This window comes from Rhodococcus sp. 05-339-2 (genome assembly GCF_002258965.1).
In the GTDB taxonomy this organism is placed as follows: domain Bacteria; phylum Actinomycetota; class Actinomycetes; order Mycobacteriales; family Mycobacteriaceae; genus Rhodococcoides.
In genome coordinates, this window is record NZ_NOYW01000002.1 from 95401 (window position 1) to 111887 (window position 16487).

Here is a 16487-nt window from a genome sequence, read left to right on the forward strand (position 1 = left end):
GCAAGTATGGTTAAACCCTGACATAGATGTGAGGGTCAAGGGCGAAGGTTATGGCCTACATCACATTCACTCGATGAGTCCAGGAGGCACGATGCGTATCGGCGAATTGGCTTCCGCGACAAATACATCGGTACGACTGCTCCGATACTACGAAGAGCGACAGCTCATCGTCTCCACCCGCGAACCGAACGGGTACCGCGCTTACGACGATCGATTCGTCGATCGCGTCCTGCAGATCCGAGGATTGCTCGATGCCGGTCTACCCACCAGAATAATCAAGCAGATCCTCCCCTGCCTTGACAAGCCCCGCGTCATCCACTTCGCCGACGCGACACCGGACATGATTGCTCTGCTCACACACGAGCGCGATCGGATGGAAGAACGCGCCCTGAACTTGATGAAGAACCGAGACGCCATCGCGTCGTACCTGGACGAGGTGATCGACATCGCCAACGAGGGATCGACCGCAACACCGCAATCTCTCCCCACTCGAACCGACGACGACAACACCGCACCCAGCCCGATTGCATCCTGACCGTCGAATTCCATTCGAAGTCTGGATCATTCGACATATCGCACCCGCGCCGACCTACGGTAACCGTGTCACAACCGCAGAAGTCAGGGACAACCGTCCGCCGAGTGGGCCAACGACAGCTCCGAGAGCCACGCCTCGAGCAGGGCCCCGACCAGCAGCGGCTGATCTAAGTGCACATTGTGTCCGGCACCGTCGAGCGCCACGTACGTGTGGCGATCGTAGTAATCGACAAGCGCCAATTGATCGCGCCACCCCACCACCGAATCCTGCTTGCCGGTGATCACTACGTTGATTCCGCCCAGAGGCGATGTCAGTGATTCCTCCGGGACCGGTTCCACGTTGTAGTGGAGCAGGAGTTCCTGCGCGGCGTCGCGGTCATGCGCTCGATAGCCGGGCACGACATGGTGGTGATACTCGGACCACGACGCACGGGTGTGACGAGGGCTGATTGCCCTGAACGAGTCCAAGAAGACGCGATCGGACTCATCGACATCGAGCTCGAAGTTGTCGCGCTCGACCACTGCGACATCGGCGCTTAAAGTCCTGTGTTCAGCAGATCTGACCGCCGGCGCGATGAGGAACGACCCGAGCACACGCGACCGATATCGAACGTGCAGTGCCCGGGCGAGAAATCCGCCGTACGACGCCCCGACCAGGGCAAAATCTTGGTCGCCGAAATAGGTGTCGATGTACTTCGAGACAGTCTCGACGATTCCTCCGGAACTCATCGTCTTCAATCTGGGTGAACGACCGGACCCGGGCAGGTCGAGGTAATGGCGTTCCGATTCTCGGTCGGAGAAGTGCCGGTCCAGCGGCAACATCATGCGGTGATCGATCGTGAACCCGTGCAGCAGCAGAACCGGCGTACCTGTACCGCGTACACGCGCGTACGAAGATATACGCCCTACGCGCTCGTCGTTCGAGAGCATGACACGATCCAAGAACCTTCACACCAGTGGCAGGGTCAAGACGTCCACCGTGAGTTGTGACGGCAATCACCAATATCGACTACTGCGTGACCAGATTGTTTACCGCTGACACAGCAGCGACCTACCGGTCATCGATCGTCGCGGACGTGCCGTATGAACAGTCTTTAACCGAGTGAAAGCCGTCGACGGCAACCACTCGTCAGTAGACGCCCGTGTGCCTGGTCGGGTGCGTGTTCAGTACTGAGTAATTCGTCGATGATGCGTACAGAATGGCGCAAGGAGGGCAATCCCGATGGATCTGGCCCCTCTGGGAACCTTGGCAGCGGCTGCCCGCGCACGCCCGGCGTCGGGCGTCGGGCGTCGGGCGTCGGGCGTCGGGCAATACGACCAATTCTGATATGCAGGGTTACCGGTAAACTGCTGTATATGCTGTGGCTCAACCGGTTTCAGGATCAGCAAGATCGCAGTGACGACTACGGACTCTAGAACTTGTGGTGTCGACAGGCGTCAAAAAGTGGTGCGTCCGCTTTCGTCGGAGACCAGCCGTGCCGGCAGTCAACGATCGAGGAACGCTCGAATCTCAACTAGCTCACCATCGTTCTCCGGTCAGTCGAGGCGGCTGAACCAGCTACCACCGCGCAGGCCCGCACCACCGAGGCCCTGAGAGGGCGGCGGTGCGGTCCACAGGCGTTCGACCTGTTCGGATGTTTCGATAATTTGATTGCCGTCGATGGTGACGGTCGCTTCCGGTACGCCGAGTCGGGGAATCGCAGTCACGATGCGGACGGGCCCGGAAGGCGGAACGGGGCCGAGAAAGATAGTGCCGTGCAGCGACCCAAGGTTGCCGTTGGAGCTCCCGACTTCCAGAACGACTCCTCGCGGGGCGCGTCGATCGATCGCCAGCTTTGTTCCGTCTCCCAGCTCGACTCCGAACAGAATCGACGCATAGAGCGCGGAGTCCACGTGCTCTTCGGCACCGAGAATCAGCCCTAGATCCGACTGCCTGGTCAACGCGGACACCGAGAACATCACTCCGAACGAGTAGATCTCGACGCTGGATAGCCATACGACCGCGCTACCTGTCTTGTTCAGCCCCGGAGGGGGGGGCTTGGTAGAGGGATCGGTCGCTCACTCCGAAACCCTTCGGTCAAGGACGAGTAATCGAACCGCATTCCCACTCATACTCTCGTCGTAAACAGATATGGAATACGCGCCCCACCGGAGAGGGGGTCTGCTCACTCTCGAGGCTATCGGCAATGACTGCGCCAGTGCGGGATCAACGTAGACCGAGGGCAGGGACCATCTTGTCGATAGGATGACGATGTCTGAACAACGTGTCGGTCAATGGTCAGCGGCACGTTTATCGTCCTGCCCGACCATGGCCGAGCATCCGTCCGCCCTGCCAAGCCACATCGTCATTACGGAATTTTGACAGCAGCTGCTCCCGCCTGCACGGAGCGCGGAGCGATACGACCATTCTTGATATGCAGGGTTACCAGCAGAGCCCCGCTGAAAGCGCAAAGGGCTAGCCATGCTGCTGCTTCCCAAATGCGGACGCTTGGTGTATGAAGATCGAATAAGTTCGATTTCGTCCTGGCCGTCGACAAAGGTCGCACCCGGAGGGTGACATGACAGACGAAGGTTCGACGAAGAGTGGCCCCGCGGTCGTGGCGAAAGGATCGGTGCCGCATCTGGCGAGCGAACAGATGAAGCTGCGAAATCTCTGGATAGCTCCATTGCTCGGTGTCTGGTGGTTGACATCGATTCTCGGGGTCTTGGCGTCACGTATAGACATCAGAGAGGCGTTCGCAACAACCTCCGAAGGACGAACCATCGGCTATTGCGGCGACATCAACCCGAGAGCTGTCGAGAACGCGCCGGACGTCGCATATCAGTACTGCACGAGTACAGAGGTGATCGGCCCCTCATACCCCGATGACGTGCAGTGGGTCAGTGGAAGTCGAATATTTCCGCCAACAAGGGATGCTGCAATTGATGTTGTCTGGAATGCTATGGCGACATACGACCTCTGGTTCGCCCTGGGAATTGGCACCGCCGCAATCATTGCGTTCTTCGTACTTTCGACCGCTACAGGAACTTTACGGGCAGGACTGGCAGCAGCGCTAACGTTCGTATTCCTGGGTATCGTGTTGTTTCCGAGCGAATTCACTGCACGAATACCAGCCGACGTACGGACCGAACTCATCACGTCATTTCGATGGATAATTTTGTTCTATTTCGGTTCGGAAGCTGCTGTTCAAGCTTGGAAGGTAGCAAAACCAGAGGGCGCAAATGTTACCGGTGACATTTCTGCAGCCACAGAGACAACCGCACCTACGCCTGGGCCTGGCTAGGAAGCATCGAAGCTTAAAGACTGTAGGGCCGAGTGTTGTCGTGTAGCGCTCCTGAGCGCTATTGGGGTCCGTTATCAGCGCCCCGCTGTGAGTTCCTTCGCGATCAGGCATCCGAGGCGGAGACTCGGTATGAGGACGCTCTTGACCTGATCAGACCGCAGTGGTGTCAGGAACGGATTTACCGGCTATCCTTTTGCACTCACCACCCGGCCGTGAGCCCACCTCAACGGTGTAGGTCACCAGCCGACCGGCAAAGCGTGCACGCCTTGCATCGTTCCACCAAGCCGGTAAGGAATGTCTTCGGGATCAACTGTCAAGTGCAAGTTCGGCAATCGAGAAAACAGCACCGTGTAAGCAACCTCCAGTTCCATACGAGCGAAGTTCTGGCCCAGACATTGATGCGGCCCGTAACCGAAGGTGAGGTGGCGCCGTGCGGATGTTGCGTGGTCACCGAGCGGCGCGAACTCGTACGGCGATGTCCAGACTGATTCGTCGCGGTTGATCATCGATGACGAGAAGACCATGCCCTCCCCCGACTTGATGATGACGTCGCCGAGGCTGATATCCGATGGTGCTACACGAACGCCGGCTACATCGGTCACAGAGACCATACGAAGCAGTTCGTCGACGACGCCCGGCATTTCGTCTGGATGTTGTTGTACACGGGCCAGCTCCGTCGGATGTTCGAGCAGCGTGATCACGCCCAGCGTGATCATCTGCGCAGTGGTGTCGTGACCACCCAGCAACAACGCCAACGCGATTCGCATCGCGTCGTCGCGGGTGACATCGGCACCGTCGATTGCCGCGACAAGGTCTCCGATCAAGCCATTGCCTGTTTGCTCGGACACCTCTATTGCAATGAGCCGTTCCAAATAGTTCATCAGTTCGAGTCCAGCCTGCTTGGCATGCTCTGCATCAGGTGCCTGCAACAATGCCGCGGAGGTGGTCTCGAAGAAGTCGTGATCTAGGTATGGCACACCTAGAATGTCCGACACCACTTTCGATGGAATCGGCAGGGCGTATTTGCTCAGGAGGTTTGCAGGCGATCCGTCACTTTCCATCTTGTCGATCAACTCGTGAGCCATTCGCTCGACGGCGGGTCGGTTGAGCCTGGCCTGCTTGAGGTTGAAGTAGGGTGCCACCAACTTGCGATGAACATCGTGTCGCGGGGCGTCGGAACCAATCAGCGCCAAGGGCTTGAAGATGTCGGCGTTGGCTGCCGCCCAACGCTCTGGTGATATCCGACCCGACCTGACACCGACCGAACTATTCGATCTTCTCAGTGCGGCTGCGTGGTTGCGCGAGCGCTCCGACCGGGAACAGTCAGACCGAATTCTCGGCCTGGTCCTCGAGGGATTGACCCGGAGGTAGTTGGGCTGCAGCAGCGCTCACGAGCTAGGCCCAGAGCTACGACTACGCCACGCGTGAAGTAGGTTGCGAACCTCCGTCCAGGATTGCAGCCTGAATCTGTCGCATAGACTCGCGGGGCTCGAGGCCCAGTTCTTCGCGGAGCACTCGGCGGGCCGTTTGGAACTCGGCCAATGCTTCGGCTCGTCTTCCTGACCGGTAGAGGGCGATCATCAGCTGCTCCCGCAGCGACTCGTGCAGCGGGTACTCCTCGATCCATTGGGCCAGTTGCCCGACCAGTTCGCGATGTCGACCGATCTGCAGCGAACCGTGCGCGATCGCCTCCAGGCATTCCAGCCTTAGTTCGTCGGCCCCATGCGCAAACCCTCCGACGATGCCACCATCGGTCACGCCGTCGGCCACTGGTCCGCGAAACATGTCGGCGGCTCGGGAGAATTCAGCGAATGCACCCGCAGGGTCATCGGCAAGTAGCGCCTGACCCTGCGCGTAATGTCGTTGTGCGGCAGTTACGTCGATGTGGTCCGGGTTGATCTGGAGTAGGTAACTTGTCCCTCGTGTCAACAAGGCGACCTCGGTACCGCCGTTGCCAACTACGTCGTGCTCGGCAAGCAACTTACGTATCTGCGACACATAGACATGAAGAGCCGCCCTCGCGCGTCGTGGCGGTGCCTGGCCCCACAACTCTGAAATCAGTTCATCGACTCGGACGGCCCGATTGGCGCGAATGAGCAACGTCAAGAGCAACTTTTCTATCTTGGGCGCAGAAATCGTCAACGTGTTGTCGCCTGCGTCGATCTGCAACGGGCCGAGAATCATAAAGCGCATCTGGTTCTCCGATTCCACTAACGGCTGTTCGAGGCCATCAGTGTGATTCAGGGTTGATCGGCAACGCATCAGCGAAGATACGTACATCCATGCTTATTGCCTACGTATGGTGTGCGTACGAAATTCAGACATCCGCGACGTGCCTGCTGTTCCTCTGCAGCCCACAGCGCTGGACGGTCTCCCCGGCCCGCTGCCAAATCTTAACTAATGTGCGTTAACTCACACATCAGTTTTCGATAAAACTCATGCAGGCCTCGGTCCATCGCTCGCCCGCCACGACGCCGACAGGCCACAAATTTTCGATTGCTGCGATTTCGCGATCCGACAGAGTCAGGAAAGACGCATCGATGTTCTCGTCGAGGTGTGCTGTCGAACGACTCCCGGGAATTGGGATGACATCGGGGCCCTGACTGTGAAGCCAGGCGAGAGCCCATTGCGCAGGGGTGGCACCGGCAGCCTCGGCAAGAACCCCGAATCTATCGACGCGAGCGAGATTGGTTGCGAAGTTCTCGGGTAGGTATCGCGGCAGTAGCAGGCGAATATCCCCTTCCCCGAATTGCCCGCGTGACCGGATGCGACCGCTGAGAAACCCTCGGCCCAACGGCGCGTAAGGCACAACTGCGATCCCCAACTGGCGACACACAGGGACGATCTCCGCCTCGATGCCACGCGACCACAACGACCATTCGGTCTGAAGCGTTGCGATCGGTGCGACCGACTGAGCCAGCCGCAGGGTATCTGCGCTGACCTCCGACAAGCCGATTTCGCGTACTTTTCCTTCTTCGATTAGGTCCGCGACGGAGCCCACGGTCTCCTCGATCCCCACTTCGGGATCAATCCGAGTCAATGTGAACACGTCGAGGTGTTCCAACCCGAGCCTGCGCAGCGAGTCTTCACAGCTAGACCGAACCGTCGCCGCGTCGCCGCGAATACCGGTCCCGACTCCAGCCCCGAGACGTACCACTCCGAATTTCGTCGACACTACTGCCGAATCACGCCGATCAGCGATGGCTTTGCCGATCAATTCTTCACCGGCACCATGTCCGTACACGTCCGACGTGTCGAGAAGGTTTGCGCCGAGATCCAACGCTCGTTGAACGGTGTAGATCGACTGCGACTCATCTGGCCGCCCATAAAACTCTGACATTCCCAGACAACCCAGACCCTGAACCCCCACGCGAAGTGACCGTACGGTCCGCTGGGCCAGTCTCGTGACGCTCATTCGACTACCCGGTAGACCACGATCACCGACTCGTAGCTGCGGTGCTCCTGTCCGACAATAGGCCGAAACGCGCGGTATCCGATCGCACCTCGTAATGGCCCATCGGTCACCACTGCCGGAAACGTAGCCCACTCCCCGGCCGTCAGGCGACCGTCGTCGACCAGTCCGCCCGCACGGATGACGTTGCCATCGAAAAGGGTGAATATCGTGGTGCTTGTTTCGCTTTTTTACGCGGAGCGAGCCGGTGATCGTGGCTATTTTACGGCCGGATTGTCTGCGAGACGCCCCAATCGCCTGCCCCAGAGCACGATTCGCGCATGGGGACTATGTCTTACGGCTGTCTCCGATACACGTGCGTGCCCGCGCCACGTTTGCGCTGTTCGGCCCGGCCCCTGACAAGGCGCAGGGGCATTACTGCCCTGTTTCATCTGCGGTATCGGAAGGCAGACAGTTTCCACCCGTTCGGGGTGGTGATGACGGTGGTCCGCCACGATTCGATGGGACGCTGTGTCGAGGAGCCGTCGGCGTGAAGGACTTGTTGTCGGCATTCGAGGTCGACGATGACCGTTCGCATATCGGCGGGTGGGGCGATGGCTCCTTCGATGGGCCGGCACGTTGCAGTGGTACTCATCCACTCAAATGACAGACGTGTAATTCGTTCTGATACCAACGGCGTGTCACAGGGCGGTGAAGATGATTCTGGTTCAGGATAGACACCGGTTGGGATCGCGGACGTAGACGAAGGAGGCCGTGCCATGCCGATGCCCAGTAAGGGTGACCGGACGTCGCTGACTGTCCGACTGCCGTCGGAGCTGATTGACACGCTCAAGGCGCAGCGGAGCTCGGCTGGCGCGACATCTCTGAGTCAATACGTCGCCGATCTGATCGCGATCGCCAGCGACCGCGAAGATCTTGCGCGCGAACTTAATCACGCGCGCGAACAGGGGGTACTGCCGCTGACTGCGTAGCCGTCTCGACCTGAATCGACATTCGGGTCATACATCCAACTAAATCTACGCAGCACCTTGAGATGACAAAAACCCCCGGCGTGCGGGCCGAGGGCTTCTGAAGTCAGAGAAGCGAGTGACTAGCTCGCAACTCGTTCTGTGGTGCTCTTCCCCGAAGGGACTGTCTTGGCGGACATGTCTCAGGGTACATCGTGCCCTGAAGTAGGTACAAGATTGAACGCTCGTGTCGTCCACTCGGATGCGACTGCGGACCGGCTGTGGCATCGATTCGCGCCGGTCATTGCTGCGCGCCGGTCGATGCGACTCTACGACCCGACGACGCGTAAATACGTCTCAGCGGGGCCATTGACGGTCAAACGGCCGGCATTACCGTCGGCCGTACCGCTGTTCTCACGCGGTAGCGCCGGCATCGTTGCCCTGGACTTCGACACCAAACACCACGGCCAGGCCTCCGTTGTTGCCGACGTGACGCGGCTGCTCGCCTGGTTGACCGAATGCGGTGGCCGTGCGGTAGTCGACCAATCGACCAGCGGCGGCCGTCACGTACTGATACCGCTGGCACCGGGAAAGACGGTCACCGTCGACGAAATCCGACCGTTGTTGCGCCTTCTCGCAGCGCGACTCCCCACGTTGGACATCACACCGATGACCAACGACAAAACCGGCTGCATCACCGTGCCGGGCTCGCAGTGCAAAGAAGGTGGCTACCGCACCCTCGTCGACCTGGACCCGCCTGCAGCGTCCGACATCCTGACCGTCGGGTCCGATGCCGGCACACTGCCGCGGCTCGAAGCCCTGCTCGGAGGAACGGGCCGATCGATCAGCAATCCGATCGACGCCCACATCCGCGCCGAGACGTCCGCCGAGCGTGTCCTCGGCAGCAGCGATGACGCCCGGTTGCATCCGCGTTTCTGCCGCTCCGCCCCGCCGCCGCGTTGCGTCCTCGACTTCGCGAGCACCGGCCGCATCGACACCAGCCGGTGGCCCTCGCGCTCGGAAGCGCGCCAGTCCGTCATCACCCACGCAGTTCTCTCAGGTGCCAGCGCCGCCGACATCCTCACCCGCGTCACCGAACCCGCCTGGGCGGGCGTGCGTGCCGCGTACGCCCGCTACGCCGAACCTGAACGCGCCATCCGCCGCGACACTGCCCGCGCCCTCGACTGGGCCGCATCAACCTTGCCCGACCCAGTCCGGGATATCGGGCACAAGATAAAGCACACAGGGGGTACTTACGATCCGGTAATTCGTTTATGGCTTACCCACGCTCAAACCTGGGTCGCTACCGAGTTCGTTCATCGAAAAGATCGATGGACTACTCATGCAGTCGTTCAAGCACTGGCGTGGGCTGCTGCAGTCTCAGGGCAGATAGTCGAAGGTGTTCCTACTGTGGGTGTCGGTGGCCGGTCGCTATCCATTGCGGCCGGCATGCTCCCGGAATCGACGGTGTGGTCCGTTCTGGAGCGGCTGAGGGATATGGAGGGCTCACCGCTGTTGCTGATCGAACGCGGCGTGGGTCAGAACCCCGACCGGTACGCGCTGGTGTCCACACACGCGGGTCGAGCGGCGGCTATGGACACCGTTGCAGAGGCAGCAGAGGTGGAGTCCGTACACCCGGCGTGGAGCGTCATCGGATGGCGTCACCGCGTCCTTTACGACGCAGTGGTCGCCGCAGCAGAACCCCTCACCCCGGATGAGTTGTTCACAGCTATCGGGGTCGGCCGGACCAGCGGGTACGAGGCGTTGCTGGATCTGCGCGTCGCCGGTCTGCTCACGGTCGAGAACGCCCGGATCTGTGTCGGGCCGATCGAACTGGACGACATCGGCCATCGTCATGGCCTCACATCGGCTGTCCGTGCCCGCATCGTGCGCCACCGCGCCGAGCGCATAGTCTGGCGAGAATGGCTCGCAGCCCGGGAGGAGGTACGCACCCCGCCGGAGCCGGATCGGTCGTTGTTCGCAATCGCCGACGATCACCCGGCCGATCCGCCCGACCGCGATTACATCCTGGCGGTGATGAACACCGGCCCACCTGACCCGTTCTGACGCACTGTGTACCGGTCACCCGTCTAGGGCAGACGTGGGCGCGCCTGGCCGTGTTCGCGTTGCTCGCTCTCGCCCGCCCACCGCGCGGTTACACGCTGCAATAGTGGGCCGAACTAGCTTCCTACACCGACGTCGCTGTGTGATGCCGGTGCTGCGCGATCCGTCTACGTGCTCCACTTCGGCCCAGGTGACGTTCTGTATGAGATCAGATGACCGGTGCGTTGGGTTGACGGCGGATGAAGTCCGCCATTCCGGGGACAGTGAAGGCAACCAAGCCGCGGGCGGGAGACCAGATGAGTCCTTTGCGTATGCAGGAGTCACGGTGCGGTGCCATCGATTGTGGGTTCGATCCGAGGGCTTCGGCGAGGGTTGCCGTCCGCGGAGTGTCGGTTCCGCTGCGTGCGATGGCAACTAGATACCGTTTCTCTGCTTCGGTGGCCCGTAGCCACCTCGAGCTGTAGAAGCCGGAATCGAGTGAGGCGTGGCCGGTGTCGACGGCGTCCTCGGCGTCGGCGAGCGTGAACGGGGATTGCTGGGCTGCCTGCCAGAGCTCGTGCCCGAACACCTGAAGGAAGTACGGGTATCCATCGCTCGCCGCGACGATGTAGTCGGTCGCTTCGACAGAGATGTCTTGGTTCAGCCTGGTGATGGGTGTGACGAGCGCATCGCGGGCCTGATCGTCGGCCAGCGGACCGATGGTCCTGTAATCGAACTGGCGCTCGGCGTACGACCGCGCGTCCGCCAATGCTTGCGCCAGGTTCGGCAGGCCTGCACCACACACGAAGAACGGCCATTCACGCTGGGCCGCGCGGTGCTGGGTCGCCAGGATCACTTGCAGGAGAGCCGGCTCGAGTTCCTGCATTTCGTCGATGAACAGCCCCAGCGCGGTGCCGTCCTTGCGGAGTTCCTCGGTGAGATCTTCGACGAGGTCCTCGAATTCGACCCCCAGAGTCGGATTCTCGGTACCGGCTGAGCGAGCGAGCTCGACTCCGACACCGAACGCGGTGGCGGACACGGAGAACTCTTCGGTCAACTGCCGGATTTTGTTCGCGACCGGGCCGGCGAACTGGCGACGGCGTACAGCGCGGGAGATATCTTTGGCGATGCGCCGCCGCAGGGCTTCGGCACCTTCTACGCTGGTCTGAGCTTCGACCTCGATCACCACCCAGTTGTGGCGGCGAGCTTGGTCCGCCATGGTCGCCAGGAGTGTGGTCTTGCCTACCCCTCGGAGTCCCTGCAGCATGAGCCCACGGTCGTAGCGCCGCCGTTTCGCCCGCGCGACCAACAAGTCGAATCGCTCGAGTTCGGCGGTGCGTCCGACGAGCTCGGGTGGTCGGGTGCCAGACCCTGGGGTGAAGGGGTTCAGTCCATACTCCATGGCCTCAGGCTATCGGATTATATCTAGTTGTATCGGACATAGTCTTATATATGCGGATACAACCTGATAGGTAAAGTGACTCGGCGTAGATCCGTATGCATTGAGTCGACAAGCTGCACCTGGGTCCACCGGAGGAGTGCGGTGTCGATGTTGGCTGATGGGTGGGAAGTGGCTACCTCGTAGTCATGAAATGTTGACAGGGGTGCCGGGACTGAGCCCGTAGGCCACACGCCATTTGTCGCGGTTTTGCGTTGAGGTGTTGGGTCCCGTTTGGGGCAACGAGTTGGTGTCCGATCGCTGTGCTCGATGAGGTGTACGACGGCGGGGGTCTCCGTGCGCCGGATCTCGGTCCCGATGTGTCAGGTGCCACCACCGCTGTCGGATGAGTCGAGGAGTTGCAGGGTGCGTTCGAGGAGCTGTTCGATGCGGTCCTCGACGTCGTCGACCATGTCCGGTACGTCGGCCAGCGCCGTGTGGGCGCGGCGACGTGCCTCGACGCCCGCGCGGTAATACGCGGAGTCGAGGTCTGCAGATACCGGCTCCGGCGCGGCGATCGGGTCGCTCCGATCGGCACTGTCGTTGGGTCTGATGATGGGTCGGCGTGGAGTGTGCAGTGGAGGATCGCCGGTGCGGTGCCCCGCAATCACCGCTCCGACCTCGGCCGCGGTCATCGCCGTGACCGGCAGGGGCAGGTGGCCCCACCGGTCGATCGGCACCGCGACCGGACCGAGACGCTCCGGTAACCCGGCCATATCGGGAAAAGTGTTGCGCTGCAAGTGTTCTGCCAGCAAAGCTGTCGAGGGGTAGCGCTCGGAGAACTGCAGGACCGTGTGCCACCGGTGCCACATCGCGGCCGGCACGAAATCGGTGGCGTCGTTGGGAGCGATGCGAATTCGGTGACGGCCGCCGATCCACACACTGTCGCCGTCGGTGGTGATGTCTGTGCGGTCGAGAGCTGCAATAGCCCTGTGGGACAGGCCCACTCCAGCAAGAAGGAGAAGGACGGCGTCGCGGCGGCCGAACAGTGCTGCCGTCGATCCGGAGGTCGGCAGTCCAGCCGCGATCACCTGGTATTGCGTGCCGCGCCGGATCGTTCTGTCGCTACGTGCCGAGTCCAGTGCGATCCGGATCGAGGTGACGCGTCCGGGAGCGGGCAGGCCGGCGTCGAGATGAGCGCGGTTGATCGCGGAGACCCGGCGCAGCTGAACCGCGTCGCCGGCGGGGTTCTCGGCGAGGAACTCGGCCAGCGTGATCGGCGACGCGGGTAGCGCATCGACGTCGGCCGCGGCGCACCAGTCGACGAACAGCGACCATTGGTAGCTGTAACTGCTCACCGTGCTCATTCTCGGTGTCACAGGTGCGACGGTACCGGGACGGCCGACCGGTCTGGCCCAGTGAACGCGAAAACCCCAGAGCGGTCCTTGGCAACACCCGTTGACGAGCAACTTCCGCGACCGCGTCTTTGTAGAGCCGACCAACCTCCAGTTGGTAATCCAAGGGTCGGCCAGCGGCAGCTACAGGCTATAGCGGAGATGGGCAGGCCACTGGTTGTTGTCGGCATCGTGTGGGTCTTCGCGTTTCGAGAAGCCTATTTACCGTCGAAAGGGTATCGCCGACCTGTCGACTCGAAATCGGTAAGGTCCTGTTCCTTTTTGATTCATTGTCATGTGGGTAGCCCCGTAGGTTTTCAGCGAGGCCTCCTGAAGGTCCGCGTACGCGTTGGGGCCCACCATGACTGCCTTTACGAGGTTGCGCGGGATCGGAATGGCCCTTCGAGGGACGAGGCCAAATCTTCCGGGTGTGGTGATCGCGTCGCCTGAGCTGATTAGTGCTCTGACCTCGCGTTCTTCCGTGAACGCATCGCTTTTCAGGAAGATGGCATATGCAGCAATGCGCATTGCCCAGCTCATATTATGTCCAGAACGATAGGATCCATGGGATTCGGTTTCGTTGAGCGGGATACATTCTCGCGCGGTGGTTTTGACCAACTCTTTCAGTTCTTCGTAACCGGTATCGCCGTAGTGGACGGGCCTAATGTCGGCGGCCAAGGCGTGGTCGGCGCTTGTTCCGGTCTGCGGGACAAATTTCAGATGTTCCAGTAGATCGGACGTGTCAAATTCCAAGCAATATCCGTCGGCTGCATACGCGCGCCATTGGCTTAGCTGATCACGTGCTTCGGAAAAGCAGCTGACGGAGTACTGGACGGCTGTGGGTTCGTAGTCACCGCGAATTTGTCGGGAGATGCCCCAGATGTCTTTCAGTGCGTCTACCATCCCGTAATCGCTGCTGCCATCTACTGGGACGGACTTTGAACTATATTGCGCGATGCAGTCTGCGAACGCTCTGTCCAGTAGTTCTTCCCCGTGTTTCTGCTCGCTGAGGTCGTTGAGGAATCTCAGATCGGTAGCCCACAGGACCTGATTGTCGAGAATGCCGAACAGGCCGTGGATGTCGGTGTAGTGATAGAGCGAGGGAGAGCGCTGGGCAAGGGTGTTATGGGTCATAGAGCCAGGATGCCTGAGTTAATCGCATCCGCTGTCGGCGAGATCGAGCACATGCTGGCCATGGTCGACCGTTCGGTCGGTGTCTTCCTGATGCGGCCTGGCGTCGCCAACTTTCACCACCAAGGCCGTCGGGTGGGTTTTCGGACTGTTCAAGGGGCGTCCGCGACAGATACCGCACCGTCAAAGGAGCGGACACAGCAATTTGCACCGCGAATGCCCGCGAAAACGAGGAATGCGCCTAAGTCGAGGAGAACGTTCGCACTGAGCCTCCGAGGCTCGACGTCGTCGCTGGTTACAGTAGTCAGATGCGCTTACAGAACCCAGAACTCCCGGGTCGGATCATCAGCTGCCGTTCCGCAACGGCTTGGTCGATTGGCCTAGTTCTCAGTGTAGGCGCGGCCCTAGTCGGATCGCCTGCCACGGCGGCACCCACCGACACCTATGCTGTGACCGGCATGCTCGACGCCCCAGGTCTAGCCGAAGGAATCGCATTTTCGCCAGATGCATTACGCGCGTATGTAACTCACGGTCCTGACGGTGAACCGGGCTTCCTCGGAATTTTCGACACCCGTACGAGAGCGTTACTCGCCGATGTTCAAGTCGGGACATTCCCAGTCGGAATCGCCCCCACCTCTGACGGCACACGGGTGTACGTCGCCAACAACGTCGACGACACAGTTTCTGTCGTTGATCTGAGAATGAACGCCGTCATCCGCACGATCCCAGTAGGAGATGGTCCCCTTGGAATCGCCGCAACACCAGACGGTCGCAAGATTTACACCTCAAGCCAGTACGACGGCTCTGTAAGTGTCATTGATGGGTCGTCACTGGACGTGGTGAAAACGATATCGCTCGGCGAGGCGGGCGCGCCCTTCATCGACCTCAGTCCGGACGGTCGGTACGCCTACGTCACAGTCGGTGGAGGTGTCGCGAAACTTGATACAAGCTCAGATGAAATCGTCGACCGAATCGACGGACTCGGCGGCAGTCCACTTGATTCCTCGATCACCGCCGACGGCGATACGCTGTTCGCAGCCGTCGAAGACACTCTGTACGCGATTGACCTCAATGATCCCACTAGGCGCACAGCAACAGTGCTACCAGTCGCGGACAGTGCTTGGGGAGGTTTGGGGAGTGTGGGGGTCACTCCGGACGGCACGACCGCCTTCGTGGAGGCCTCGGGATTCCCCAGCGAGTTGATCGCCGTCGACGTCGCATCCGGGTCTGTAGAGGCGCGATTCGAGATTCCTGGAAGCGCCCAACTGGTTGCAGTCTCCCCGAACGGCAGTGATGCCTACGTTACTAGCCAAGACAACAACGTGACCATTGTTACCAAGAATCCGCAAACTGGTCCGCCCGTTGTACCGCCTCCGCCTTTTGGTTCGGTGGATCTCCCGAGCACCGGATCGGCATTTTAGGAATTGGTCGTTTACGTGTCTACCGATGAGACGAGCCAGTAGAAGTCGACCTACACCTGCAGCTCGCGATGACAATTCACCGAATCCAACGGATAAGAACCCCGTGATTCGATGTCGACCATCCCAAGCCAGCGGTGCGCGATCGACAGGTTACCGCACCGTGATGCTGAGTTGACAGAGCAACCGCAAAATGCGCTATTCAGCTGGGAGGGGAGAAGATCATGTGTTGGCTGTACCGGGTGGTTACCCAATACACGGCGATGACGCGTTGGCGCGGGTCATCGCCCGAACGACCCGGTGGGCAAGCACGCTGAACCGAAGCAACCCGGATCAGTCGCCGGGGGGACCTCAGGCACCTGAGGCTCGCCGACAATCTCGGGAATGTTGAGAAGCGTCTGCGGCGTATCGCCACCGAACCTAAGGGTCTGCTCAAGGACCGAGTAGTTCTCTCTCAAGCATGAAAAGTCAACCACGTACGTGCCATCCGCAACAGAGGGATCGACCACCGTAATCACCTGTGGGCCCGACTCACGGCGAGCATCGGCATAGACCTCGATCGAAGTACCGGCATCCTGCGCCGCGAAGTCGAGTATCACGCAGTAGCCCAGGTTTTCGCTGTCGTCTAGCGCGGTGAAGGTGGCCGTCAAAGTGTTTGTTCCGTCTCCATTCGGCGTCGAAATGAAACTTTGACTGACTTGGCCTGTCTCCGCAGACGCGGGAGCGGCTGCGGCGAACAACAAACAAGTAGTGGCTGAACCGGTCAGAACGGTGGCGACAAGCTTACGCATGAAATCGTCTTCTTCTCTGTAGGAATCCCCGACCTACCGGTCTGATACTTCCCACACCTCGCGTCCGCGAAACCTAGGTCAGTACCTACCTGTGGCAGCACTCGATTGGTAGCCGTTGCGGTTCGTCATCCTTGACGCATCGATTCAAAGTAAAC

Annotated in this window: 17 protein-coding genes; 6 read left to right on the top strand and 11 right to left on the bottom strand. The window is 60.4% G+C overall.

Translation table 11 applies throughout. From position 1 onward, the window contains the following. The first annotated feature begins 91 nt into the window (after positions 1-91). Positions 92-535, top strand: a complete 444-nt coding sequence (locus CH273_RS00515) for a MerR family transcriptional regulator (RefSeq protein ID WP_052049206.1) — start codon at positions 92-94, stop codon at positions 533-535. Positions 536-618: 83 nt separating this feature from the next. On the opposite strand, the gene CH273_RS00520 is transcribed toward CH273_RS00515, so the two are convergent. Together CH273_RS00520 and CH273_RS00525 are read right to left on the bottom strand one after the other, a co-directional pair. Further along, positions 619-1464: an alpha/beta fold hydrolase gene (locus tag CH273_RS00520; protein ID WP_052049207.1), complete on the bottom strand. Its 846-nt coding sequence runs from the start codon at positions 1462-1464 to the stop codon at positions 619-621. A gap of 606 nt (positions 1465-2070) precedes the next feature. Continuing rightward, a complete protein-coding gene (locus CH273_RS00525) occupies positions 2071-2493 on the bottom strand; it encodes a hypothetical protein (RefSeq protein ID WP_032393638.1) in 423 nt (140 codons plus the stop codon). A gap of 599 nt (positions 2494-3092) precedes the next feature. On the opposite strand from CH273_RS00525, the gene CH273_RS27290 reads away from it, so the two are divergent. Further along, the gene (locus CH273_RS27290) at positions 3093-3818 is read left to right on the top strand and encodes a hypothetical protein (protein WP_143546154.1); all 726 of its coding nucleotides are present in this window, start codon (positions 3093-3095) and stop codon (positions 3816-3818) included. Between the two features lie 236 nt (positions 3819-4054). Here the strand turns inward: CH273_RS27290 and CH273_RS00530 are convergent, their stop codons facing one another. Then, complete coding sequence (locus CH273_RS00530) at positions 4055-5011, bottom strand: cytochrome P450 (protein ID WP_052049208.1); 957 nt, start codon at positions 5009-5011, stop codon at positions 4055-4057. A 10-nt stretch (positions 5012-5021) separates the two neighbouring features. On the opposite strand from CH273_RS00530, the gene CH273_RS28405 reads away from it, so the two are divergent. Then, a complete protein-coding gene (locus CH273_RS28405) occupies positions 5022-5189 on the top strand; it encodes an SbtR family transcriptional regulator (protein WP_369679411.1) in 168 nt (55 codons plus the stop codon). A 42-nt stretch (positions 5190-5231) separates the two neighbouring features. Here CH273_RS28405 and CH273_RS00535 read toward each other — a convergent pair whose 3' ends face one another. The 4 genes from CH273_RS00535 to CH273_RS00550 form a co-directional block, all read right to left on the bottom strand. Then, positions 5232-6098 (bottom strand): AfsR/SARP family transcriptional regulator, encoded by an 867-nt coding sequence (locus tag CH273_RS00535; protein ID WP_217901726.1) that lies wholly within the window; start codon positions 6096-6098, stop codon positions 5232-5234. A gap of 139 nt (positions 6099-6237) precedes the next feature. After that, positions 6238-7233: an aldo/keto reductase gene (locus tag CH273_RS00540; protein WP_032393639.1), complete on the bottom strand. Its 996-nt coding sequence runs from the start codon at positions 7231-7233 to the stop codon at positions 6238-6240. Then, complete coding sequence (locus CH273_RS28410) at positions 7230-7439, bottom strand: allene oxide cyclase barrel-like domain-containing protein (protein WP_176457434.1); 210 nt, start codon at positions 7437-7439, stop codon at positions 7230-7232. Before CH273_RS28410 ends, CH273_RS00540 begins: the two co-directional genes overlap by 4 nt. Before the next feature lie 218 nt (positions 7440-7657). Beyond that, on the bottom strand, positions 7658-7864 hold the full coding sequence (locus CH273_RS00550; RefSeq protein WP_176457422.1) for a hypothetical protein: 207 nt from the start codon (positions 7862-7864) through the stop codon (positions 7658-7660). A 124-nt stretch (positions 7865-7988) separates the two neighbouring features. Here CH273_RS00550 and CH273_RS00555 point away from each other — a divergent pair, with 124 nt between their 5' ends. After that, positions 7989-8201, top strand: coding sequence for a hypothetical protein (locus CH273_RS00555; RefSeq protein WP_032393640.1), 213 nt, complete (start codon positions 7989-7991; stop codon positions 8199-8201). A 213-nt stretch (positions 8202-8414) separates the two neighbouring features. Next, positions 8415-10244 (top strand): hypothetical protein, encoded by a 1830-nt coding sequence (locus CH273_RS00560; RefSeq protein WP_141216009.1) that lies wholly within the window; start codon positions 8415-8417, stop codon positions 10242-10244. 205 nt (positions 10245-10449) lie between these two features. Here the strand turns inward: CH273_RS00560 and CH273_RS00565 are convergent, their stop codons facing one another. The 3 genes from CH273_RS00565 to CH273_RS00575 form a co-directional block, all read right to left on the bottom strand. Continuing rightward, positions 10450-11622, bottom strand: a complete 1173-nt coding sequence (locus tag CH273_RS00565; RefSeq protein ID WP_032393642.1) for an ATP-binding protein — start codon at positions 11620-11622, stop codon at positions 10450-10452. A 359-nt stretch (positions 11623-11981) separates the two neighbouring features. Then, positions 11982-12956: a hypothetical protein gene (locus CH273_RS00570; protein ID WP_094618329.1), complete on the bottom strand. Its 975-nt coding sequence runs from the start codon at positions 12954-12956 to the stop codon at positions 11982-11984. Positions 12957-13214: 258 nt separating this feature from the next. Continuing rightward, complete coding sequence (locus tag CH273_RS00575) at positions 13215-14126, bottom strand: DUF2971 domain-containing protein (RefSeq protein WP_032393644.1); 912 nt, start codon at positions 14124-14126, stop codon at positions 13215-13217. Between the two features lie 455 nt (positions 14127-14581). Between CH273_RS00575 and CH273_RS00580 the strand changes: the two genes are divergently transcribed. Beyond that, complete coding sequence (locus CH273_RS00580; protein WP_230596604.1) at positions 14582-15544, top strand: YVTN family beta-propeller repeat protein; 963 nt, start codon at positions 14582-14584, stop codon at positions 15542-15544. A gap of 278 nt (positions 15545-15822) precedes the next feature. Here the strand turns inward: CH273_RS00580 and CH273_RS00585 are convergent, their stop codons facing one another. Then, on the bottom strand, positions 15823-16332 hold the full coding sequence (locus CH273_RS00585) for a hypothetical protein (protein ID WP_141216010.1): 510 nt from the start codon (positions 16330-16332) through the stop codon (positions 15823-15825). Positions 16333-16487 lie beyond the last annotated feature (155 nt).

Coding starts and splice junctions, on each gene's coding strand:
- CH273_RS00550 (WP_176457422.1), bottom strand. CDS start 7,864: ATGAGTACCACTGCAACGTGCCGGCCCATCGAAGGAGCCATCGCCCCA.
- CH273_RS28405 (WP_369679411.1), top strand. CDS start 5,022: ATGTCGGCGTTGGCTGCCGCCCAACGCTCTGGTGATATCCGACCCGAC.
- CH273_RS00565 (WP_032393642.1), bottom strand. CDS start 11,622: ATGGAGTATGGACTGAACCCCTTCACCCCAGGGTCTGGCACCCGACCA.
- CH273_RS00575 (WP_032393644.1), bottom strand. CDS start 14,126: ATGACCCATAACACCCTTGCCCAGCGCTCTCCCTCGCTCTATCACTAC.
- CH273_RS00580 (WP_230596604.1), top strand. CDS start 14,582: ATGCTCGACGCCCCAGGTCTAGCCGAAGGAATCGCATTTTCGCCAGAT.
- CH273_RS00515 (WP_052049206.1), top strand. CDS start 92: ATGCGTATCGGCGAATTGGCTTCCGCGACAAATACATCGGTACGACTG.
- CH273_RS00520 (WP_052049207.1), bottom strand. CDS start 1,464: ATGCTCTCGAACGACGAGCGCGTAGGGCGTATATCTTCGTACGCGCGT.
- CH273_RS00585 (WP_141216010.1), bottom strand. CDS start 16,332: ATGCGTAAGCTTGTCGCCACCGTTCTGACCGGTTCAGCCACTACTTGT.
- CH273_RS27290 (WP_143546154.1), top strand. CDS start 3,093: ATGACAGACGAAGGTTCGACGAAGAGTGGCCCCGCGGTCGTGGCGAAA.
- CH273_RS00535 (WP_217901726.1), bottom strand. CDS start 6,098: ATGTACGTATCTTCGCTGATGCGTTGCCGATCAACCCTGAATCACACT.
- CH273_RS00555 (WP_032393640.1), top strand. CDS start 7,989: ATGCCGATGCCCAGTAAGGGTGACCGGACGTCGCTGACTGTCCGACTG.
- CH273_RS00540 (WP_032393639.1), bottom strand. CDS start 7,233: ATGAGCGTCACGAGACTGGCCCAGCGGACCGTACGGTCACTTCGCGTG.
- CH273_RS00525 (WP_032393638.1), bottom strand. CDS start 2,493: ATGTTCTCGGTGTCCGCGTTGACCAGGCAGTCGGATCTAGGGCTGATT.